The following is a 22900-nucleotide window of genomic DNA, read 5'->3' as shown; positions in this document are numbered from 1 at the left end:
TGTTGTTGCGCTTATTCAGGATCTTGTTTGGGATTGATAATCTCGGTTTCAGTTTGAATCGGTTGGTTTTTGGCCCGGAGCTTGAAGGCTTTCGCATTCATAATCTGATGCTTCGAGAAGGCCACGGTGCGCGGCACACTGATAAACAGTGGCACGACTTCTTCGACCACATTCGAGAATTCAAGGCCGTACCAGTTGGCCGGGCTGGTGGTGACATTTTGCAACCAGAGCCGACCGCCAATCAAGCGGCGCTGCCAGCCCGGAATATTTTCCGTCGCCATCAAATTCTGGGCTTGCTCGCGAATGATAACAAACTTGAAGTCCCCGACATTGCGGTTTTTAACCGTGGTGTACTTCGGCGTTTGCGGATCGATCACCTTGGCGTTAAGCAGGTCATTGATGATCTTGCGAATGTAAACATTGACATGCTGCGACATTCTGAAGCCCAAGTAAATCTGGACCGAAATCACGTTGCGGGTGTGGAGCATGTCGACGGTGTAGCGCATTTCCACCGGTTTGTCGGTTTCATTCACCGTCACGAACCAGTAAACCTTAGCGCGCTTGGGCCGTTTGTCCAAAATGGAGTACAGCGTGGAGCGCTTCAGCCGGTAGCCCGGCTTAACCTTGGTCATGTAGACCAAGTTCGTGGTGTAAGTCGGAATGGTGTCATCGGCAGCCAACGCCGTCAGCTGATCGAGGTAATCGGTCAGCACGACATATTCGCTTTCATCCTGGTAATGCTCGCGGACCTTGTTCCCAAAGTACCAGACCACCATCATCGCCAAAATCAGCAACATGATGAACAGCGTGATGTAGCCGCCATGCAGGAACTTCACCAGGCTGGCAATCAGGAAGACCGTTTCAATCAGGCCAAAGAACCCAGCCACCAACGCCGCCATCGCGCGCTTGATGTGCATCGCCAAGAATTCGTACAGCAACAAGGTCGTCATCAGCATGGTGACCGTGATGGCCAAACCATAAGCCGCTTCCATGGCTTTGGAAGTCCGGAAGAACCAAACCACGCTTAAGGTGACTAAACACAGGAACCAGTTCACAAAGGCGATATAAATCTGACTGCGTTCACTGGAGGGATGCTTGATGGCCATCCGCGGCAAGAACTTCAGCCCCACGGCTTCGTGCACCAGCGTGTAAGAGCCGGTAATCAAAGCCTGCGAGGCGATGATCGCCGCTGCCGTCGCCAGAATAATGGCGTATGGCCGCAGCCCAGTTCCCAGCATTTCATAAAACGGGTTCATGGTCGTCAGGTTAGCGTAAGCCGCATCTTGATAATGCGCAATCAGCCATGCCCCTTGGCCGAAGTAGTTCAGCATCAACATGACATAGACAAATGGCCAGGTGGCATAGATATTACCTTTACCGACATGGCCCATGTCGGAGTACAAGGCTTCCGCCCCAGTGGTGGCCAGGAAAATGCTGCCTAGCAAGAAAATGCCGACTTTATTTTCCGGGCTAAACAAGATCTTAATCGCATAAACCGGCGACAAAGCCTTCAAAATTTCTAGATGACCAGACATATGACTCAGGCCAGCCACCCCGAGGAACAAGAACCACAAGAACATGATCGGTCCAAAGGCGTTCCCAATCTTCGCGGTGCCAAAACGCTGAATCAAAAACAGCGCCAGTAGCACCCCAGTGGTGATCACCAGCACCACGGTTTGGTTATTGCTGAAAACAAAGCGGCCGAAGGTTTGACCCTTCAACCCTTCCAGCGCCGTGGTGACCGTCACAGCTGGTGTCAACGTACCGTCAGCCAGCAACGCTGCGCCGCCAATCAAAGCCGGAATGGCGAGCCAAGCGCCACGGCGGCGGACCAAGGCATACAGCGCAAAAATACCACCTTCACCATTGTTATCGGCCTGCATCGCCAGCACCACATACTTGATGGTGGTCAAAATCATCAGGGTCCAAAAAATCAGCGATACCGACCCAATAATATAATCAGGCGAAAGCGCCCCAACCGAGCCGGCATCAGCGATGATCGCGTTCATAACGTACAGCGGTGAAGTCCCAATATCGCCGTACACGATGCCCAAAGTAATCAACATGCCAAGCATGGTGGCTTTTTTCTTACGTGTCATTTTTCTCTCCTCAACCTCCACGCATTACCGCGGTGGAAGAAACTACTGTCAAGGAATCATAGCTCATTGCTGTGATTGCGTCAAACTGTCAAGGCTGCGGAGCTGGGCGCACTTAGCCCGACAGGTAGCCTAGCGTTAGGCATTACCGCTGGGCTTAGCGGCGAGGCCTAATGCGTAGCTAGCTGCTCGGGCGTTGCCCAGCGCAGCCCGACTACGCTTACAGCACTCAACTGTCGGCCGGGCAGGCCAGCTTCCGCAGGCAGGGGCTGGAACGTGGTGGCCAGCGCTTTGAGCCTCTGCGAGTCTCAAAGTCGCGGCTTGTTCTAAGCCAACAAGTTGGCTAAGAACAATTTCACCACTGAGCCCCTGCCTGCTCCAGCTGACCTGCCCTAGTTTGATCGTAAGATGCTTGATAGCGTCTCACTCACGAATTCCGTCTTGTTCAATATTAAGACCCAGATTACGCAACAGCCAAAACAGGTATCATGATGTGACGATAAGACTTGTGCGCCACTGTTGTTTAGCGGGTGCGGTCGAGGTAGCAGAGAGGCGCGGTGGTGCGGCAGCGAAACAGTCGGCACACGAGGAGACTGCGCAGCAGGCTGCTCCTGTGCTAACCGTGGGCAAAGGCGAGACAGCGTTGAGCGGCAGCGATGCTGGCTTGCTTTTGAGGCTGGAGACCGCTCTTTGGCTCCAGCCGACCCCGCAGCCGCACCACCGCGCCTCGGCGCTGCCTCAACCGGACCCAGCGGCCATCGAGACAAAACAAAAAAGCGCCAGGTTTCCCCAGCGCTTGTGATCACTTCGCGTATTCCACCGTCCGCTTCTCGCGGATGACAGTGACTTTGATGTGACCTGGATATTCGAGTTCTTTTTCGATGCGATTGCGAATGTCGCGCGCCAAGACGACGGATTGTTCATCCGACAAGGCCTCAGGCTGCACAATCACGCGCACTTCGCGACCAGCTTGAATCGCATAAGAATGATCGACACCGGTGAAACTGTTGGCAATTGACTCCAACTTCTCCAGGCGATGCAGATAATTCTCCAGCGATTCTGACCGGGCACCTGGCCGGGCAGCCGAAATGGCATCCGCTGCCGCCACTAAGACCGCAATCACACTGGTTGGTGCCACGTCGCCGTGATGCGAGGCAATCGTATTGATCACCACTTGCGGTTCTTTGTACTTGGTGGCTAATTCCACCCCAATTTCCACGTGGGAGCCGCCGACTTCACGGTCCTGCGCTTTCCCGATATCATGCAGTAATCCTGCGCGTCTCGCTAAATTGACATCTTCACCCAGCTCAGCGGCCATAATCCCAGCCAACTTCGCCACTTGAATCGAGTGATCCAACACATTTTGCCCATAACTGGTCCGAAAATGAAGGCGCCCTAAAATCTTGATCAGATCCGGATGCATGTTATGAATGCCCACATCAAAAATGGCTTGCTCCCCGACTTCACGAATGCGTTCGTCCATTTCCTTGCGCGCCTTGTCGACCATTTCTTCAATGCGGGCAGGGTGGATTCGGCCATCCTGAATCAGTTTTTCAAGCGCCATCCGCGCAATTTCACGCCGAATCGGGTCAAACCCTGACAGCACAACGGCTTCTGGGGTGTCATCGATAATCAAATCAATCCCCGTTAAGGTTTCCAAAGTCCGAATATTGCGCCCTTCACGGCCGATAATCCGGCCCTTCATGTCGTCATTCGGCAAAGTCACCGTCGTCACTGTGGTTTCGGCCACGACATCAGAGGCACTTCTTTGGATGGCATCAGCAATCAACGACTTGGCCGTGCGGTCAGCCGTTTCATGCGCTTCATCTTCACTTTCTTTAATCAACTTCGCCCGTTCATGGGCCAATTCTGCCTTGGTGGCAGTGAGGATTTGGTCCCGCGCTTGGTCTTTGGTTAAGCTGGCAATGCGTTCAAGTTCTGCTTGTTGTTTGGCAATGGTTGAAGTAATGTCTTGTTCTCGCTCGTCCAATTGTTGCTGCCGATCGTTGAGGTGCCCCTCGCGATCCGACAAGCTCTGTTCCTTCCGATCAAGGGTATCATCACGATGGTCCAAGGCCTCTTCCCGCTGCAAAACGCGGTGTTCTGACTGTTGGACTTCATGGCGCCGTTCCTTGAGTTCGTTTTCCACCTGCGTGCGATATTGATGGGATTCTTCTCTGGCCTCGACTAATTTTTCTTTTTTTAGCGTCTCGGCTGCTTTGTTAGCAGTCTCGATGATCCCGGCAGCACTATCGTGGGCTTGGTTCAAAGTATTCTGGTGGCTCCGTTTCTGAAGCCAGTTTCCGATCAACAATCCGAGCAATAAAGCGATGACTGCGAGGATTATCGAGATCAGCATTTCTGCGCTCATCTTTTCACCTCCGCATCATCAATTTCTTTCAAGATGCAAATTATATTTTTAAATATGACACAAGGTCGATTGTAGCGGTTTCGCGATTTACTGTCAATACAGGGCCAAGCCGCCAGCCCTACGCTAAAAGGGCTTTGACGCCGGTTTCAGCCAGCATCAAAGCCCTTTTCAGTTAGTTTGCTTGCAGCGTTTTCAATAGCCAAAACAACCCGGCTTTGACTGCCCGACCGCGAACGGCCGCCCGACTGCCAGGAAAATGAAACAGTTGGGCTTGAGCTTCCTGGCCGCGCCGGGCCAACCCAATCCACACGGTGCCGGCCGGCTGACCGTCATTGGGCCCCGGCCCGGCCACGCCGGTAAAGCTGACGGCGAGATCCGCTTCGGCTTTGGCCAACGCACCTGTCGCCATCGCCTTAGCAGTGGCTTCACTGACGGCCCCATCACGATTAATCGTGGCTTCATCGAGACCGAGAAAGGCGGCTTTGGTGTGATTTGAGTAGGTGACAAAGCCGCCTTTGAACCATTCAGACACACCGGGTACATCCGCCAGGGTCGCCTGGAAAGCGCCTGCGGTCAAACTCTCCGCGGCCGTGACTTGCTTATGCTGCTCAGCCAAGGCTTTCACCACGGCTTGCGGCAAGCTATTGTCGTCGCCATAACCGTAAAAGTATTGCCCGAGGCGGCTTTGAATTTCGGCTTCCAGGGGATCAAGCAAGGCCTTGGCTGCCGTTTCATCAGCCGCCTTGGCGGTCAGGCGCAAAGTGACTTCATAGGGTTTAATGTAAGTGGCTAAAGTGGGATTGGTTTGCCCTGCAATCAAATCCGCCAGCACCGTGGTGACTTTGGATTCACCGATGCCGAAGAACCGGAGCACGCGGCTTACCATCGTGGCATCGTGGCCTAGGGTTTTGAGCAGATACGGGACCAGCTGATCAAGCACCATGGGTTCGAATTCTTTCGGTGGGCCTGGCAGCAAGATATACTGTTTGCCCCGGCTGACGCTCACTGCACCGACTGCCAAGCCGACCCTGTTCGTCAGCACTGTGGCGCCGGCAGGATATTTAGCTTGGAGCAAATTGTTGGGCGTCATCGGTTGCTGCTGCTGGGCGGCATACGCCTTCAGTTTCGCCAAAGCCGGCGCATCATCCACCAGCGCCACGCCCAAATGCGCGGCTAAGGTTTGCTTGGACAGATCATCCGGGGTAGGTCCCAACCCGCCGATCAAGATAATGATCTCGGCGCGTTGTTCCGCCAAGGTGATGGCGGCGTCCAATCGGGCCTGGTTATCACCCACCACCTGCTGATTGAGGCTGTCGATGCCTAACTCCGCCAACTGGTTGGCCAAAAACGCGCCATTGGTATTGGTGATTTGCCCGAGTAAGATTTCCGTGCCGACTGCGATTAATTCTGCGTTCATTTTGCCACCTCGTATGGTCTTGATTGCATGAGAAAAGCGCAAGGGCAAAGGCCCTTGCGCCGTTGGTTATTGTCCAAATGAATCCGCAAAGACACTGCGATTTTTGTAAAAATATTCGACCCCGGAGTACACGGTGAAAATTACGGCCAGGTAGAACAGGATTTCACCCAAGCCGACCCCGAAAATGGCAGGAATACCAAAGTCATTCATGAACAGAAAGACAATCGCTAAATCCTGAGTCACGGTTTTGATTTTGCCAGGCCAAGCTGCGGCCAGGACCTCGCCGCCATTGGCTAACAGCAGCCGCAACCCGGTCACTGCCAGCTCCCGCCATAAAATAATGGCGACCCCCCAGGCTGGGATAATCCCAGCCGCAGTGAGGAAAATGAAAGCCGTCATCACCAGCAGCTTGTCGGCCAGGGGATCGGCAAACTTGCCGAAGTTGGTGACCAAGTGACGCGCCCGGGCAATTTTGCCATCGGCCAGGTCAGTGAGCGAAGCCGCCACAAAGATAATGGCTGCCACCAGATATGTGACACTGAGCTTCGCGCTTCCCAGCATGATGGTGCCTGCTGGCCAGCCCAATACCAGCAAAATCGTGAAGACTGGAATCAGGATAATCCGTAGCATCGTCAGTTTATTTGGTAAATTCACGCCTAATCCCCGCTTCCTGTGGTACTGCTATCAGCAAGCTTGAAGGTAATCGTCCGGACCACGCCGGTCGCGCCACTGATATCCACGGTCTTATCATTCAACTTGATGGTGGTGCCAGGCGTATTGCCGGAATGCACGGCAAAGCTCGTGACCCCATCTGGCAAATCAACGGTGTGATCTGAGCCACCTTGGAGCGTCCCTTGCCAAGTGATACTACCGTTGACGTACACGGCAATCCAAGCGGCGCCATCAGGAGCAGCAACGGTCAACTTATTGCCAGATTTAGGCAAGTTGGTGACTGTGGCCGTCTGCTGACTGGAGCTGACCGTGGTTACCGCAACGCTTTGTTCAGCCTTTTTACTGCTGGATGAAGCTTTCTTCTTGCTGGAAGAAGCCGCCTTTTTGCTCGAGCTGGTCTTCTCAGTCGAAGACTTCGCTGAGCTGCTGGCTTTCTTCGAGGAAACCGAAACGCTGGCGCTGTCGGTCGGTACGGTTTGCTTTGGCCCTTGCGAGGACTTCCACATCACAAAGTACACGCCAAACACAATAATCACCACGGCGACCACAATCATGATCGGCACAGCATGCTGGCGCAACTTGTTCACCGGGCTGGCGGCGCTACTGCGTTCACTGCGGGTCCGATTTTCAACTGATTGTTCAACATATTCCTGCGGCTGTGTGTCGGGAATATCCTGCTGAAATTGTGTGAGCAGCTCGTCGGCGTTCAGGCCAACGGTTTCCGCATATTGCTTAATGAAGGCCCGAACGTAAAAGTCACCTGGGAGCGCATCAAAATTGCCTTCTTCGATCGCGATCAAATAACGCTTTTGAATCTTCGTGATTTGTTGAAGGTCATCTAATGTATACCCTTTTTCAATTCGAGCAGTCCGCAGCTTTTGCCCAATTTCATCCATTTGTTTTCTTCACCCGCTATTAATTATTCGTCATTTTCAGTATAGCATGAAAATTACATCCCATGAATTAAGAAATTGTTGAGATGCTAACGCAGCCAACCCCCGGTCACATATAACGTTTGGCCGGTTAAATACATCGCTTCTGGCGCCAGCAAACTGGCCACATAGTAACTGATATCCTCTGGCTGCGCTAACCGCCCGGCGGGAATATCCGCCTGCACCGCCGCTAAAGCCTCTGGCGAGAAAAAGCGATTCATCTTCGTCGCGACCGCGCCTGGCGCCACCACATTCACCGTGATACCCAAGCTGGCCACTTCTTTGGCATAAGCCCGAGCAAACGCTGACTGAGCGCCTTTCACCGTGCTATAAGCGACTTCCATCGCACTACCACTGCCGCCATAGACGGAGCCAATAAACACGACCCGACCGTGGCCTGAGGCGGCCAGTTTGCCTTGGAGCTTGGTTAACAAGGCCATGGGCGTCAGCAAATGCACCTGCATCAGCTGCGCCATTTCCGGCACCGTGCTGCTCTCAAACAAGTGGTACGCCGTCGCGCCAGCCGCAAACACCACCGCATCCACCGCAAATAATTGCGCGGTGAGGGCATCTAAATGTGTCGGGTCGGTTAAATCATACCGCATCGGGATAAAGTCTTGCTTGGGATAAGCCTTCGCCAGCTCGTCGATAAGATCCGTGATCGGCGCCTCATGGTCATGATAATGCAGGTATAAGGACCAGCCTTGACTTGCCAGTCGGCGCGCACAAGCCTGACCGATATCGCCGCTGGCGCCCAGAATTAGCGCTGAACTCATGGCTCTACCTCCGGCCGAATGTGGAAGACCGACAACGCGTCAACGTCAAAGAACGTCGCCGCCGCGGCTTTTAAATCGGCCAACGTGATGGTGCGCATAATTTTGGCCACGTCAAAGTCATTCACCTGGTAAAAGCTTTGAGCGCTGAGCTGGTTAGCGGTTTGTTCCAGTGAATTCAAGGACATGTAATATTTACCCAAACTGGCCTGCTTGATGCGGTCGAACCGCTCCTGCGTCAGGCTCGGCTGCTCCGCGCCATTGGCAATCACTGCCGCCACGGCATCAGACAGTTTTGAGGGTTCATCCGTATCACCAGAAAAAAGCGCGTAGTTATACGTGCGGCCCGCGGTGAATTCAAAGTCAAACGAATCATCCACCCAGCCCCGATCATACCAATCCTGATAAAGCGGTGACGAGTCGCCAAATAACATTTCCAGCAGGAGTAAAATCGTCAGCTTGTAGCGCGTGCCGGCTTCATCATCAGGAATGTCCACCTGGCCTTTCAGCCCGACCGCACTTTTCGGCCGAATAACCGGCAAATCAGCGGCGCGATAAGGCAAAATTTCCGCCAGTGCGCCGTCAAAAGCCACGCCGCGCACAATTGGCGTCGCTGGCGCAAAGGTCTTGGCGGCTTGGTTGGCGCTGATCAACGCCATGATTTGCTCAGGATCAAAATGGCCCACCAAAGTCAGCGTCATGTTGCTTGGCTGATAGAACGTGCGATACGCCCGGTATAGTTTCTCCGGTGTAATGGCCGCAATCGAAGCCAAACTTCCGGTTACATCTTGGGCAATCGGATGGCCGGGATACAAGTTACCCAAAATGCCATAGTACAAAAGCCAGCCAGGATCATCTTGGTACATCTGGATCTCCTGGCCAATAATGCCTTGCTCTTTCGCCACAGTTTCGTCACTGAAATAAGGCGCCTGAACAAAATCCAAAAGCGTGGTGAGATTTTCCGCCACGGCATTCGCCGAGGAAAAGAGATACGCCGTATTGGTGGCGCCGGTAAAAGCATTGGCTGAAGCACCGGTTTGGCCGAACAAGGCAAAGGCATCGTGATCCTCTTTTTCGAACAGCTTGTGTTCCAGAAAATGGGCGATACCTTCCGGGTCCTGCACCATTTCACTGCTACCAGCCGGCTGATAGCGCACATCAATGCCGCCGTAATCAACGGCAAACATGGCATAGGTCTGATGATAAGCCGGCTTAGGCACCAACTGGACCCGCAAACCATTGGGCAAGGTTGCTTTGAGCAGGGTTTCCCCTACTTCGGGATACTCGAACTTCTCCAGCGCCATCACCCTTCCTCCTGTTCTTTCAGCAAATACACAGCCTGCAGGCGCCAAGTTTGCGCTGCCGCTTGCACTTCTGCTTTGGTCACCGCATCAATCGCCGCGGCATAAGCAGCAAAACCAGGTTGGTGGTTCACTGCTAAGGCATGCAGCAACTCTTGGCGGGCCAAAAAGCGTGGCGAGTCATAGGCCGCTTGCCGGCTATTGCGCAAGCCTTCCTTGATCCGGTCCAGCAAGTCGTCATCAAAGGCGCCAGTTTGCACCGCTTGCAGTTGCGCCGCAATCAGGGCCTGCACGCGCTTGGCGTTTTGGCCATCGATGCCAGATTGCACTACCATCATATTCCGAAACGGATCGAAAGCCGCGCTGGCATAGTACGCCAGGCTCGCTTTTTCCCGCACGTTGGTGAATAAAAGCGACAGCGGCGAGCCGCCAAACAAATCAGCCGCGACGACATTAGCAAAGTATTTACGCCCATACAAATCGGCATCCACATGGTAGGCCAAGTTCAACTTGGCTTGGTTGACATGCGCCGTTTGCGTTTTGGTGCGAACATTAGCGACGGGCTGGTCGACGGTGAGTTTCATCGGCGCCACTGCCCGCGGCGCAAAGCCCAGGGCAGAAGCCAGCGGCAAGACGTCTGCTTCTGTCACTTGGCCCAGCACCACAATTTCGATTTGGTCATGCGCCAGCATCTGTTGATAGGTTTGCATCAAGGATGCTGGCGTCACCGCCTCAAGCTGGGTAATGGTGCCAAAGCTCGGTGTCATTTGCGCCGGCCGACCCTCGAAATAGAGCCGCTGCGTCGCCATACTGGCCTGCAACTGGCGATCCTCATCCAAACTTCCTAGGTAAGCGGCGAGATTTTGCTGCTCCCGGGCAAAAACTTGGCCATCAAACTCGCCGTTCGCCAAAAGCGGGTGCATCAACACTTCCTTCAACAAGGCAAACCCCGACGCCAGTAACGGTGCTTGGGCCAGTTGGTCACTCACCAAATTCAAGGTCGCCGTCACGCGATGCATCTGGCCATCTTTGGCCACCCCGATACCGAAACTAGCGCCAAAGAGCTGCTCTAATGCCACCGACAACAAACTCTGGGTAGGATAAGCGGCACTGCTGGTTTCCAGCACCGAGGTCAATAACGTGCGGGCCGCATAAGTAGTGGCATCTGCCGGGGCGATAAAATGAATCGCCACCCGCGTGGTTTTGAACTGGGTGGTGGGCACCACATTTAGGTAAACCCCTTGCGTCAATTCCGTTCGCATAGTAACTCCTTTGTTAGTCGTGATCAGGTTCGTCAGGCTGGATAAAGACCTTGCGCGGCTTGCTGCCTTCGCTTGGCCCCACCACATGATTAGCAGCCAAATCGTCAATCAGCCGGGCCGCGCGGTTGTAGCCAATCCGAAAACGCCGCTGCAGTAGCGAGGTGGAAGCCCCTTGCTGTTCAATCACAAACGCTTTGGCTTCTTCATACAACTCATCTTCCGAATCGCCCTGGTCGGCTTTGTCAGAGGTTTCGCTCGGGGCCATATCTTCAACATATTCCGGCGCCACTTGGTCGGTGATAGCTTTCACCACGGCTTCCACATCAGCGGAAGGGATAAAGGCACCTTGAATCCGCATTGGCTTAGCCGCATCAATCGGAGCATACAGCATGTCGCCGCGGCCCAGCAATTTTTCCGCCCCGTTCATGTCCAAAATCGTGCGGGAATCGACCCCACTGGACACGGCAAACGCAATGCGGGACGGGAAGTTGGCTTTGATCAGGCCAGTGATAACATCAACCGAGGGGCGCTGGGTGGCAATGATGACATGAATACCAGCCGCCCGGGCCATTTGTCCGAGCCGCACCAAGGCGGTTTCGACTTCATTGCCAGCCACCATCATCAGGTCGCTTAATTCATCGACCACCACCACAATCAGTGGCATGTGCGGCAAATCCGGGTCTTGGGCGGTGGCCACTTTGCGATTGTACTCGCCGATATTGCGCACACCAGCGGCAGAAAAGCGCTCGTAGCGATTTTCCATTTCCTTCACGACTTTATTCAAAGCCGATGGCGCCTTTTTGGCTTCGGTGATGACTGGCGTCAACAAATGAGGCACGCCATCATACACCGACAGTTCCACTTTCTTCGGATCGATCAACATCATCCGCACGGCTTCGGGTTTAGTGGTCATGAGGAGGCTCGTGATGATGACATTGATCATCACCGACTTACCGGACCCGGTCGCCCCGGCAATCAGCAGATGCGGCATTTTTGTCAAGTCAAAGGTAATCACATGACCATCGACATCTTTACCCAGCGGAATCACCAGTGGCTTGCCAGGATGCGGCGGGGTGGCTTCCAGCACATCACGGTAACCCACCGTGGCGATTTGCTGATTCGGGACTTCAATCCCAATCACTGATTTGCCTGGAATCGGGGCCTCAATCCGGATATCTTTTGCCGCCAGGGCTAATGCTAGGTCATCAGAAAGATTCGTGATTTTGGACACTTTCACGCCTACTGCGGGTTCAATTTCATACTGTGTGATACTGGGGCCTAAATTGGCGGCCTTCACCGTCACGTCAACGCCAAAGCTCTTCAGCGTATCGCGCAACTTCGCACTGTTGGTCCGAATTTTGCTCATTTCTTTGGACTGATCCACCGCCGGAATGGCGGTCAGCAGTTGCATGCTAGGGAGATTATAATCTGATGTGCCATCCCCAGCGGCCAGCGGCGTTTCGTCTTTTTCCGCCGAATCATCCGCCAGCAGTTCGGTTTGTTCTATTTTAGGTTTAGGCACATTGATTTTGAACTCGTCGGCCTCAGCGCGAGGCGTCGGTAAGTCCTTCTCTGGGGCCGGCTGCGGCTCAGGTTCAGGCGCCGCGGTTGGTTGGGGTTTAGGTTTAGCCACCGTTTTCGGTTTAGCTGGCCGCTCAGCAAACTGCGCCTGCAAACTGCGTACGCCTTCAGCGAGCTTATTGCCTAGCCAGTGGGCCGCGGCAAAGACTTGCGCCGCTTTGACGCCAGCGAGAATACTCAAGCCCACCAACACGAGGAGCCAGAACAAAATCAACGCCCCAATATTGGCTAACAGCGGCGTCAGCACATTCACTAGCGCCCCACCAATCAGACCCCCGCCCACGCGATTGGAGGTGGTCATTAACGTGAAATCTTGTTGCAACAGGCGCCAAGTTGCCAGCAAAAAATGTGCATGCACATGCTGCGCGGTCATCGCCAAGCTGGACAAAATGCCCAAACCGCCAAGTGCTAGCACCCCACTGCCCCACAGTAGCCGCCCAGTTGGTCGCAGGGGTTTGCCCGCCACCAGCAGCCACGCGCCGTAAGCGATGAGTACCCCGGCCCCAATCAGATAGGCATCCCCAATCACCAAGCGGAAGCAGTTAGCAAAAAAGGTGCCAACAATGCCCAATCGGAAAAAGGCCAGCGCAGCCACAACAAAAATACCGCAGCCCACCCAATTGAGCGTGTGGTCATCAGGCCTTTTCCGTTTGGTGGCCGGCCGTCTCTTTTTACTGGTTTTTCGCGCTTGCGCCATAACTGCCTCCTTGAATCATTCACGCCCATTATACACGAGGGTTAACCGAACTAAAACCGCCGAAAGCCCTAGGCCCCCAAGAAAAAAGCGGCTTTGACAGCCGCCCATGAGGTTATTTGAGTTTATCATGCGGGTAAGTGTGACTGCGCTCCAGCCCGGCAAAGTTTTGCTGGCGCAAGGCTTCGTACACCACCAGCGCTGCACAGTTAGAGAGATTGAGGGCCCGCACCTTGTCGGTCATCGGAATGCGCACTGCCTTTTCGGGATTGGCCCGCATAAACGGCTCTGGCAGGCCAGTGGTTTCCTTCCCGAACATGAAATAGTGATCCACCGTGGGATTGCTTAAATCACGGTCGGAATAAGTCGTTTCCGCAAACTTGGACACGAGGTACAAATACCGCTGATCTGGCACCGTCTGCATGAAGTCCTCAAGCGATTCGTGGTACACGATTTGGACTGAAGCCCAATAATCAAGCCCGGCGCGCTTCAAATGCTTATCATCGACCGAAAAGCCCAAGGGTTTGATCAAATCCAGCACACTATCAGTGGCTGCCGCCGTGCGGGCAATATTGCCGGTGTTAGCCGGAATTAAAGGTTGATACAACACAAGGTGGTTCGTCATTTTACGCCTCCGCTAAAAACATTGTTTCTATCTTACCACACAAAAAAACGTACTGCCTCGGTGTCTGCACGGCGAGGCGGTACGTTAATAAAGTTTTTCATCGCTAACTTTTATCAATTTCCCAAAAGCAAGCCCTGATAAAAGCCAGAAATAAAAATGCTTGTCAATAATCTAACACTTTTGTTCAGGAAAAGCAATCGAATCTTTAGAAGTTGTTCACTTGTAATAGACGAACTGCCACATGAATGTGCGTCGGTGGCACTGCCAGCAAAGCCTCACGTTTGGCCGCTGGCGCCTGCCAGCTCAGCGGCGTCATGGCCATCACATCGGCAAACTGCGCTGGCGTCACCGGAAAGTCGTAGTTAAACAACTGACTCGTGGCCTGCGGATAGGTCGCCATGAAGCGGCTCAGCACGGCCTCATTGCTGTAGGTGGCTTTATCGGTGCCGGCATACAACCCGGTGCGCAATTCTTGGAGATACCCCGCTTCCGGAATGACCTTAAAGAGGCGGCCGCCGGATTGAAGCACCCGATCAAATTCCCGATAAGCGCCTGGCGAAAACAAATCCACCACGGCTGAAAAGCGGCTCGCCAGAAACGGCAAACGGGCCAAATCGGCCACACAGTACAACGCCGGGGTCGCCAAACTGCCAGCGAGATTAATTGCCGGCGCCGAAATATCAAAACCCACGGCCGGCGCTGCAGTCGCCAGAAACGCGGTTGGGGTGCCTTCCCCGCAACCAACATCAAGCACTAAATCTGCCGCAGTGAGCTGCGTTTTGATGGCCGTCAGAAACGGCTCAAAGAACCCCGCCTGGAGCACTCGGCGCCGCGCCGCCAGCATTGGCGCATCGTATTCCGTCGGCACTGGCTTGTTCAGAAAGTTCACCGTGCCTTTTTTGGCCAAATCGAAGCGATGGCCATGTTCGCAAACCAGACTCGTCGCCTCAATCTGCAGCGGCTGCTGACACACTGGACAAGCAAATAACGGTTCTAACGCTGCCATCGCCTGGGCTTTGGCTAATATTTTGCGCAACTGCTTCGTCTCCTCTGTATTCTGAGCGCGTTTTCCAGTACACTTAACCTATCACCTAAAGTGTTAAAGGAGGTTCACATGCTCTCGATTTATAAATACGATGATACCGTGGGAAAAATAAAGTCACAAGACAAAATCGAAGCCGGTGTGTGGATCAACGCTGTGGCGCCCACCGCGGCGGAATTGACCAAGTTGACCAAAAAAGCGCGCGTGCCGGAAGACTTTTTGCTCTATGGCCTTGATCCCGATGAAGGCGCCCGCTATGAATATGATGAAGATGTCGATGCTCACCTGCTGATTTTTGACATGCCGGTGGCCTCCATCAATGATAAAAAACGCGTCATCTACAAAACGGTGCCGCTGGCCATCATTATCACTGCCACCGCGTTGATTACCATTGACCGCGAACCCCAGCCTTTGCTGGCGCTGTTTGCGGAAGGTAAAGTGGCCAATTTTAACCCCAAGATGAAGAACAAAGCGGCACTGATCATGATGTACCGGGCCACGGCTGCTTACCTCACCTACCTGCGCGACATCAACAAAAATCGCGAAAATTTGGAAAACAAACTGCAATCTAACCTGCGCAACGAAGATCTTTATGCGTTAATGGGCGTGCAGCGAGGGTTGGTGTACTTCATGATGAGTCTGCGCACCGACCGCAACGTGCTGGAACAACTGCAGCGCAATAACCCGCTGCGGCTCAATGAAGATGATCAAGATTTGCTCGATGATATTTTGATTGAAAATCAGCAAGGGACTGAAATGGCCCAAATTTCGAATTCCATCATCAGTGAAACCTCGGATACGTACTCGTCCATCATCTCCAACAACATGAACGGGGTCATGAAGTTCTTGACCTCGTACTCGATTATCCTCACCATCCCCACTTTGGTTTTCTCCTTCTATGGCATGAACGTGGAGCTGCCACTGGCGGGGATGCATGTCAGCTGGATCATCACGATTATCATCTCCCTGATTATCGCGGTCCTGCTGGGCTACCAGTTCTGGAAAAAGAAGTATTTCTAACCCTTACCTGCCAGGTTGGCCTTGCCACCTGGTTTTTTTGTTGGCCAAAATCCTGCCCCCTGTGCTTTCGACACTGTATTTTTGTGTAACGTTCGATACGTCACGAACATTATTCTGACATTATCCGAAAAAATTTGACATTTCCGGACAATGTTTGTATATTAGCGCGTGGTGGCCTGCAACCCTAACGAAAATTCACTGCAGGCGAAAGGACGATCAACATGGAAATTTTCGATTATGAAGACATTCAACTGATTCCCAACAAATGCGTGGTGCGCTCCCGCAAGGAAGTTGACACCAGCGTTGAGTTTGGCGGCCGCACCTTCAAGCTGCCGGTTGTCCCCGCCAATATGCAAACCATTATCGACGCTCCCCTGGCGAAGTGGTTGGCAGCACATGATTACTTTTACGTCATGCACCGGTTCAACCCAGAAACGCGGATGCAGTTTATTCAAGACATGCATGCTGCTAACTTATTTGCCTCGATTTCAGTCGGCGTCAAAGCCGAAGAATTCTCCTTCATCAAAGAACTCGCCGGCGCTGAACTCGTGCCAGAATACATCACCATCGACATTGCCCACGGCCATGCCGACATTGTGATGGACATGATTCGCCACATCAAAAAATACCTGCCCGATAGCTTTGTGATTGCCGGAAATGTCGGCACCCCCCAAGGCGTTCGCGACCTCGAAAACGCCGGCGCTGACGCCACGAAAGTCGGCATCGGCCCCGGCAAGGTCTGCATCACCAAAATCAAAACCGGGTTCGGCACCGGCGGCTGGCAACTCGCCGCCTTACGCTGGTGTGCCAAAGCCGCCCGTAAGCCCATCATCACCGACGGCGGCATCCGCACCAACGGCGACATCGCTAAGTCGATTCGCTTTGGCGCCACCATGTGCATGATTGGCTCGCTGTTTGCTGGCCATGAAGAAACCCCCGGCAAGCACGTCATCAAAGACGGCAAAGAATACCAAGAATACTTCGGCTCCGCCTCGGAATACCAAAAAGGCGCCAAACACAACGTCGAAGGCAAAAAGATCCTCCTGCCCGTTAAAGGTTCCATTAAAGACACCCTCACTGAAATGCAAGAAGATCTGCAATCTGCCGTCTCGTACGCCGGCGGTCGCGACCTCAAAGCCTTAACTACCGTTGATTACGTCATCGTCAAGAACTCCATTTTTAACGGCGACCAATACTAAGCCCCGAAAGGACCGGCAATTCGGTCCTTTTTGCTTGCCTTAGGCGCCGGTAACCCGCAATCTTCACAGGCAAAGCTACTGCCGATACTTAACTGCGACCACTGCCGTTGCGAACAAGCTGGCCAAAACCAAAATTAACGTCAGCGTGAGTGAAATCCAGCCAACTACCCCTAGGAGCATCGCAATTGCGGTCAAGCTAGCAAATAGCCACCCCCACCCAGTCCGACCCCAGAATTTCTTTGTCATGGCATGCCTCCTCCCAAATGATTTGGCAACAATATAAGCCACAATCGCAGGAGATACAATCAATCAGCATAGAGAGTCGAGGCGACACCCAAGGTCACCACTACCCCAGGGCCGGTCAGTCGCAGCCGGCAGGGGCTCAGGGGTGAAATTGTTCTTAGCCAACTTGTTGGCTTAGAACAAGCCGCGACTTCGAGACTCGCAGCGCGAGGCTCAAAGCGCTGGCCACCCCGTTCCAGCCCCTGCCGGCGGAGGCTGACCGGCCCGGCGGTTAACGCAAGCATAGTTGCACTCGCTGTGGGGCTAAGTGCGCCCAGCTCCACAGCCTGTCCTAACGGGAGCGTTTTCTGGTATAATGCAGGAGATCGCGCTATTGCGCAAAGGAGGCAACATTGATGAAGGAAACAGTATTACTCGGTGGCTATACCCGGCATGAAGGCCAAGGCATCTACCGCGCCGACTTCGATTCAGATACTGGGGCGATGAGCACCCCGGAACCTTATATCACGTCCTTAGGCTCACCCACTTACATGGCCGTCTCCAACGCCGGCATTGCTTATGCCGTGGATGCAGCTGACGGCAAAGGCGGCGTGGCTGCCATCGACTTGAACCAAAACCCGCCTGTTTTGTTGAATACGGTGTTAGAACCTGGCACGTCGCCAGCGCACATTTCAATCGATGAAAAACGCCAGCTGGTATTTGCTGCCAACTATCATGAAGGCCGCGTCAATGTCTACAAGATCAACGCGGACCACACCATCACCCCGACTGATGTCGCGCGGCACCACGGCCATGGTCCCAAGCCGGAACAAGATGCTAGCCATGTCCACTTCGCTGGTCTTACCCCAGACGGCCGCTTAGCCGTGATTGATTTGGGCACCGATGAGGTTTACACCTACCCGTTGAATGATGAAGGTAAGTTGGACACGCCGGCGATTTTGAAACTAGCCCCAGGGTTTGGCCCGCGCCATCTAGTCTTCCACCACAGCAAGCCGATTGCCTACTTGCTGGCGGAACTCTCCAGCCAAATCACGGTGTTGCAATACGACCCCGCCACCGGCCGGTTCACCCAAGGCCAGACGCTGAAGACCATCCCGGCTGATTGGACCAAGCACAATGGCGCTGCCGCCATTCGCATCAGCGCTGACAGCCGCTTCATCTACGTCACTAACCGCGGTTACAACAGCGTCACCGTGTTTGAAGTGAGCGAAGATGGCCAAAGCCTCACCGAAATTCAGCAGATTCCTTCCGAAGGTGACTTCCCTCGCGACGCCGCCTTGGACTTGTCCGAGAACTTCTTGCTGGCAGTGAACCAGAACACCAGCAATGGCACGCTGTACAAGCGTGATTTCGACAGCGGCAAGCTGACCCTGGTCCAAAAAGACATTGTCGCACCAGAAGGCGTCAATGTGGTTTTCCTGAAAGCTTAGGCTTAAACTGACCCAGCAATGGGTCTTTTTTATTGGAATTAGGTAAAATTTGCTTTTCCCCCTCGCCAGCACCGTCTTGCAAGGTATACTGAAAACATTGAAATGCTTTAGGAGGAAATTATGTTAGATATTATCAAAGCCGTGATTATCGGTATTGTTGAAGGGCTCACCGAGTTTCTGCCCATCAGCTCCACCGGCCATATCGATTTGGTCAGCCAACTGGTGAAAATCAACCAACCTGCCGCTTTCATGGCGATGTTTGAATATGTGATTCAGTTCGGTGCCATTTTGGCGGTGGTGTTGCTGTACTTCAATAAGCTCAATCCTTGGAGTCCCCAGAAAAACCACGACCAGCGCCAAGCCACCTGGGTGTTATGGGCCAAAGTCGTGGTTGCCGTCCTACCGTCAGTGGTGATCGGCCTGCCGCTGAATGATTTCATGGATGAACACCTGCACAAGCCGCTAGTTGTGGCCTCGATGTTGATCCTCTATGGGATCTTGTTCATCGTCATTGAAAACATCTTCAAAAACCGCGCACCGAAAATCAGTAAGCTCGCTGACCTGAGCTTCCAAACTGCCCTGTTCATTGGGTTGTTCCAAGCGCTCTCAATCGTCCCTGGGACCAGCCGTTCTGGCGCCACGATTCTTGGGGCGATCATTCTCGGCACCAGCCGGTATGTGGCCACGGAATTTTCTTTCTTCCTGGCCATTCCGACGATGGTTGGGGTCTCCATCCTCAAAATTGGCAAATTTCTGTTGCAAGGTAATGCCTTCACCGGTGCCCAGTGGGCCATTTTAGCTACCGGGATGATTGTCTCTTTCCTTGTCGCAGTCGTCTCCATCAAGTGGCTGCTGAAATTCGTGCAAACGCACGACTTCAAACCTTTTGGCTGGTACCGCATTGCTCTGGGGCTGGTCGTGCTACTCGTTTTGTTCCTATAAGGAGGCACATTTATGTTACTGAAAGAAGCTTGTGTTGAGAACTTCACCAATATTCCGGCGGCGCTGCAAGCCGGCGCTAAGCGCATCGAATTGAACGATAACTTGGCCGTTGGCGGCACCACCGTTTCCCGCGGCGTGATGGCGGAGGCAACCCGCTACGTCCATGAAAATGATGCCAGCGTAGTGGCCATGATCAGACCGCGCGGCGGCAATTTTGTTTACTCGGACACCGAGCTGAAGATTATGGAAGCAGATTTGTTTGTGGCTCAGGAATTGGGTGTGGACGCTGTGACTTTTGGCGCCTTAACTCAGGACGGCTGGCTGGATGAAGAGGCCATGGAAAACCTCATTGCCGCCAGTGCTGGTATGACAGTGGTGATGCACATGGCCTTTGATGCCATTCCGGAGGCCAAGCAAGCGGCTGCCATTGATTGGCTCGCCGCTCATGACGTCAGCCGCATTCTCACTCACGGCGGCCCGCTCACCGAGTCGATTGAGGCCACCACACCTCATCTCAAGGAATTGGTGACGTTAGCCCAAGGGAAGCTCGAAATTCTGCCTGGCGGCGGCATTACCGCGGCCAACGTCGAAGCCGTCACCGCCGCGATTGGGGTCAACCAGGCCCATGGCACCAAAATCGTGACCATCGCTTAACGCTTGAAACACAAACAGAGCCGCACTGCTTCAGCATTTGAAGCAGTGCGGCTCATTTTTTACGGGTTTACTTGCGGTCAGCGGCACCCATCACGAACGCGGCCACGCACCCAAAGCCGGTGTGGCTGGCAATGGTAAGGCCGATGTCACCGAGGGTAATGTTCGCGTCAGGCGCTTTGGCCAAAATCATCTTTTTGGTTTCTTCCGCCGCGGCGGTGTCTCCCGAGGTGCCAATCAGCACGGGTTGCTTGGGGTCACTGGGCAAAGCGGCGACCACTTTGTCGGCTAAGGCCTGCAGCGAACGCTTGCGAGCGCGGACCTTGCTGACCACGCGCAACTTGCCGGCAGGATCGACATCCATCACCGGTTTGATATTCAGCATCGTCCCCAGCGCTGCTGAGGTCCGCGACACGCGGCCGCCGTGATACAGGTAGTCCAAGCTATCCACCGTGAACCATTGCTGCAAGCGCAGCCGGTTGGCTTCAAACCAAGCCACCAATTCAGCCAGCGTTTTGCCTTCCTGCTGCAGGCGAATGGCTTCCAGCACCATCCGGCCTTCGCCTTCGGAAGCCGCCAGCGTATCCACGATTTCCAGCTGAGCATCGGGATACTGCTCGAGCACCATTGCCTTGGCTTGCTGCGCACTAGCCATTGAGCTACTCAGCCCGCCAGAGAACCCAATATACACAGCAGGCGTGCCCGCCTTCGCGTAAGGCGTGAAAAAGTCCACATACTCGCCGATGTTGATGGCTGAAGTTGATGGCATCACACCGGCTTTGATTTTCTCAAAGAATTCCTGAAGCTCATATGAGCCGCCCATGTCATCGGTCAAATCTTGACCGGCCACATTGAAGTGAAACGGCACGAAGGCCACGTTGTTGGCCTTTAAGGTCGCCAAGGGGAGATCACAGGCAGAATCCGTTAATAGTTGATACATCTTTTCCACATCCTTACTTGAGCTGCAACTTTTCTTGCGCTACCAACGATAACATATCAGGCGGCAGCGCCGCGGTCAACTCTAGCCGCTTTTTGGCAATGGGATGCCAAAATGTCAAAGCCGCGCAGTGCAGGGCCTGCCGCGCCATGCCGGCCGGGCCGCCATAGAGGTCATCGCCGAAGAGCGGATGGCCAATGGCGGCAAAATGCACCCGAATTTGATGGGTGCGGCCGGTGTGCAGCTGCACCTGGACCAGCGCCGCGGCAGGATTGGCCGCCAAGGTTTCATATTCAGTCACCGAAGTTTTCCCGGCAATTGTTACCTGGCGTTTCATGTAAAAATCCTGGCTGCGGCCAATTTTGAGCACCAACCAACCATGCTCAGCCAAGCCGGCGCCACCTTGCACTACCGCCAAGTAGGTTTTACTGAGGTCATCGGTGTGCAGCTGCCGGTCCAGCAAGCTGTGAACAAACCCGCTTTTGGCAAACAGCATCAAGCCACTGGTATCCCGATCCAGCCGGGTCACCACATGAATGGCCGCACTTTCGGCATGAGTCTTGATCAAATAAGCCTTCACCCGATTGGCCATACTGTCATTGCCTTTGGCGGCATCGGGAATCGAGGCCACCCCAGCCGGCTTATTCACCACCAGCAAATACTCATCTTCGTAGCAAATGGCCAGCGGCGCGTCATACGGCACCACAGTGTCCACCGCCACTTCCGGCGCTGTTTGCAGGAAAATCTGATCTCCCGACCGCAAGCGAAAGGCGGTATTGCGCTGCTTTCGATTCACAAACACAAAACCGCCATGAAATTTTAGCTTTTTCAATTGGGCCAAGGAAAAACCTTGTTGAATCAAAAAGTGTTGCAAGGTGTTGCGCGGGCCTTCATACGTCCACTTAAAGCGCATCGGGTTTCTTCGCGCCGATAAACGCGTCCTCCACGCGGTCCCAGAAGTGCATGTGCCGATAGCGGGCAAAGTGAATGCGCTCGCTGGCGATTTTGAAGCGAATGGCATTGATCATCGATGGTCGGGCGGTGAATTGATCGATGGTCATCACGTAATCTTGGAACGGCTCTGGGCGCAGCGAAATCCATTCGTCTGGCGCCAAAATCATCGGGGCGGCCAAGGTCCGGAATACCCGGTTGTTAATCGAGGCGATTTCGGTGACTTGCATCGCATCCAGCCGCGGATGAATTACCGCCCCGCCGTTGGACTTGCTGTAAGCCGTGGACCCTGTTGGCGTGGCCACACACAATCCGTCGCCGCGGAAGCTTTCAAAGAAGTTCTCACGAATGTACACATCGCTGCGCATCGTGCCGCTTTCCCGCTTCAGCGTCGCCTCATTCAGGGCTAGGTAGTGCGCCGTGGTCCCATCTTCAAAGTCGGTTAGCACATCGAGCAGGGGATACGAAATACTTTCGCCAGAATCGCGATTCAGCGCCTCAATCAAAGCGTCCACTTCAAAATCGCGCCAGTCCGTGTAAAAACCCAGGTGCCCAGTGTGCACGCCAATAAACCGGACATGATCCAACTGATCGGCGTAGCGGTGAAACGCTGATAACAGCGTGCCATCGCCACCGATGGTGATCACCACATCCGGGTGCGCTTCATCGATTTGAAATGCTGGGGCCTTCAAACCAGCCAAGAGCTTGCCCTTGGCCACTTGAGAATTCGCGTTTGAATTGGCGTGAATAGACACTCGCAT

20 protein-coding genes are annotated in these 22900 nt (G+C 53.9%); 5 read left to right on the top strand and 15 right to left on the bottom strand.

Features of this window, described 5'->3' with window-relative positions; translation table 11 throughout:
* Positions 1–11: 11 nt before the first annotated feature.
* From AAA927_RS00350 to AAA927_RS00300, 11 genes are all read right to left on the bottom strand, one after another.
* Entirely contained in the window at positions 12–2099 is a 2088-nt protein-coding gene (locus tag AAA927_RS00350; protein WP_338214630.1) for a KUP/HAK/KT family potassium transporter, read from the bottom strand.
* A gap of 799 nt (positions 2100–2898) precedes the next feature.
* On the bottom strand, positions 2899–4467 hold the full coding sequence (gene rny, locus AAA927_RS00345; RefSeq protein WP_338214628.1) for a ribonuclease Y: 1569 nt from the start codon (positions 4465–4467) through the stop codon (positions 2899–2901).
* 172 nt (positions 4468–4639) lie between these two features.
* On the bottom strand, positions 4640–5884 hold the full coding sequence (locus AAA927_RS00340; RefSeq protein ID WP_338214627.1) for a competence/damage-inducible protein A: 1245 nt from the start codon (positions 5882–5884) through the stop codon (positions 4640–4642).
* 66 nt (positions 5885–5950) lie between these two features.
* On the bottom strand, positions 5951–6538 hold the full coding sequence (pgsA, locus tag AAA927_RS00335) for a CDP-diacylglycerol--glycerol-3-phosphate 3-phosphatidyltransferase (RefSeq protein WP_125581216.1): 588 nt from the start codon (positions 6536–6538) through the stop codon (positions 5951–5953).
* Positions 6539–6540: 2 nt separating this feature from the next.
* Positions 6541–7452, bottom strand: a complete 912-nt coding sequence (locus AAA927_RS00330) for a helix-turn-helix domain-containing protein (protein ID WP_338214624.1) — start codon at positions 7450–7452, stop codon at positions 6541–6543.
* A gap of 86 nt (positions 7453–7538) precedes the next feature.
* On the bottom strand, positions 7539–8264 hold the full coding sequence (ymfI, locus tag AAA927_RS00325) for an elongation factor P 5-aminopentanone reductase (RefSeq protein ID WP_338214622.1): 726 nt from the start codon (positions 8262–8264) through the stop codon (positions 7539–7541).
* Positions 8261–9565 (bottom strand): EF-P 5-aminopentanol modification-associated protein YfmH, encoded by a 1305-nt coding sequence (gene yfmH, locus AAA927_RS00320; RefSeq protein WP_435891502.1) that lies wholly within the window; start codon positions 9563–9565, stop codon positions 8261–8263. The genes ymfI and yfmH overlap by 4 nt, the downstream gene beginning before the upstream one ends.
* Positions 9565–10824 carry an EF-P 5-aminopentanol modification-associated protein YfmF gene (yfmF, locus tag AAA927_RS00315; protein WP_338214620.1) on the bottom strand — a complete coding sequence of 420 codons (1260 nt, stop codon included), beginning with the start codon at positions 10822–10824 and terminating at the stop codon, positions 9565–9567. The genes yfmH and yfmF overlap by 1 nt, the downstream gene beginning before the upstream one ends.
* Positions 10825–10837: 13 nt before the next feature.
* A complete protein-coding gene (locus AAA927_RS00310) occupies positions 10838–13102 on the bottom strand; it encodes an FtsK/SpoIIIE family DNA translocase (RefSeq protein WP_338214618.1) in 2265 nt (754 codons plus the stop codon).
* 112 nt (positions 13103–13214) lie between these two features.
* The gene (locus AAA927_RS00305) at positions 13215–13724 is read right to left on the bottom strand and encodes a tRNA (cytidine(34)-2'-O)-methyltransferase (protein WP_338214616.1); all 510 of its coding nucleotides are present in this window, start codon (positions 13722–13724) and stop codon (positions 13215–13217) included.
* Between the two features lie 205 nt (positions 13725–13929).
* Positions 13930–14760, bottom strand: a complete 831-nt coding sequence (locus tag AAA927_RS00300; RefSeq protein ID WP_435891501.1) for a putative RNA methyltransferase — start codon at positions 14758–14760, stop codon at positions 13930–13932.
* 78 nt (positions 14761–14838) lie between these two features.
* Between AAA927_RS00300 and AAA927_RS00295 the strand changes: the two genes are divergently transcribed.
* Both AAA927_RS00295 and AAA927_RS00290 read left to right on the top strand, forming a co-directional pair.
* Positions 14839–15786 (top strand): magnesium transporter CorA family protein, encoded by a 948-nt coding sequence (locus AAA927_RS00295; protein ID WP_338214614.1) that lies wholly within the window; start codon positions 14839–14841, stop codon positions 15784–15786.
* A 221-nt stretch (positions 15787–16007) separates the two neighbouring features.
* Positions 16008–16985 (top strand): GMP reductase, encoded by a 978-nt coding sequence (locus AAA927_RS00290; RefSeq protein ID WP_125581233.1) that lies wholly within the window; start codon positions 16008–16010, stop codon positions 16983–16985.
* A 75-nt stretch (positions 16986–17060) separates the two neighbouring features.
* Here the strand turns inward: AAA927_RS00290 and AAA927_RS00285 are convergent, their stop codons facing one another.
* On the bottom strand, positions 17061–17231 hold the full coding sequence (locus tag AAA927_RS00285; RefSeq protein ID WP_338214612.1) for a hypothetical protein: 171 nt from the start codon (positions 17229–17231) through the stop codon (positions 17061–17063).
* Positions 17232–17623: 392 nt separating this feature from the next.
* Here AAA927_RS00285 and AAA927_RS00280 point away from each other — a divergent pair, with 392 nt between their 5' ends.
* The 3 genes from AAA927_RS00280 to AAA927_RS00270 all read left to right on the top strand — a co-directional run bounded on the left by AAA927_RS00280 (position 17624) and on the right by AAA927_RS00270 (position 20254).
* Positions 17624–18658, top strand: a complete 1035-nt coding sequence (locus AAA927_RS00280; protein ID WP_338214611.1) for a lactonase family protein — start codon at positions 17624–17626, stop codon at positions 18656–18658.
* Positions 18659–18778: 120 nt separating this feature from the next.
* Complete coding sequence (locus tag AAA927_RS00275; RefSeq protein WP_125581237.1) at positions 18779–19600, top strand: undecaprenyl-diphosphate phosphatase; 822 nt, start codon at positions 18779–18781, stop codon at positions 19598–19600.
* 12 nt (positions 19601–19612) lie between these two features.
* Positions 19613–20254: a copper homeostasis protein CutC gene (locus tag AAA927_RS00270; protein ID WP_338214609.1), complete on the top strand. Its 642-nt coding sequence runs from the start codon at positions 19613–19615 to the stop codon at positions 20252–20254.
* 67 nt (positions 20255–20321) lie between these two features.
* Here the strand turns inward: AAA927_RS00270 and AAA927_RS00265 are convergent, their stop codons facing one another.
* Genes AAA927_RS00265 through AAA927_RS00255 form a run of 3 tightly spaced genes read right to left on the bottom strand, consistent with a single transcriptional unit; the run spans position 20322 to position 22900 of the window.
* Complete coding sequence (locus tag AAA927_RS00265; RefSeq protein ID WP_338214608.1) at positions 20322–21191, bottom strand: DegV family protein; 870 nt, start codon at positions 21189–21191, stop codon at positions 20322–20324.
* A gap of 13 nt (positions 21192–21204) precedes the next feature.
* Positions 21205–22101: an RluA family pseudouridine synthase gene (locus tag AAA927_RS00260; RefSeq protein ID WP_338214606.1), complete on the bottom strand. Its 897-nt coding sequence runs from the start codon at positions 22099–22101 to the stop codon at positions 21205–21207.
* On the bottom strand, positions 22091–22900 hold the full coding sequence (locus tag AAA927_RS00255; protein WP_204118817.1) for an NAD kinase: 810 nt from the start codon (positions 22898–22900) through the stop codon (positions 22091–22093). Before AAA927_RS00255 ends, AAA927_RS00260 begins: the two co-directional genes overlap by 11 nt.

The organism is Lacticaseibacillus salsurivasis, assembly GCF_036246225.1.
GTDB lineage: Bacteria > Bacillota > Bacilli > Lactobacillales > Lactobacillaceae > Lacticaseibacillus > Lacticaseibacillus salsurivasis.
Note: the sequence above shows the minus strand (reverse complement) of the source record. Positions and strands in the feature narration are given on the sequence as shown.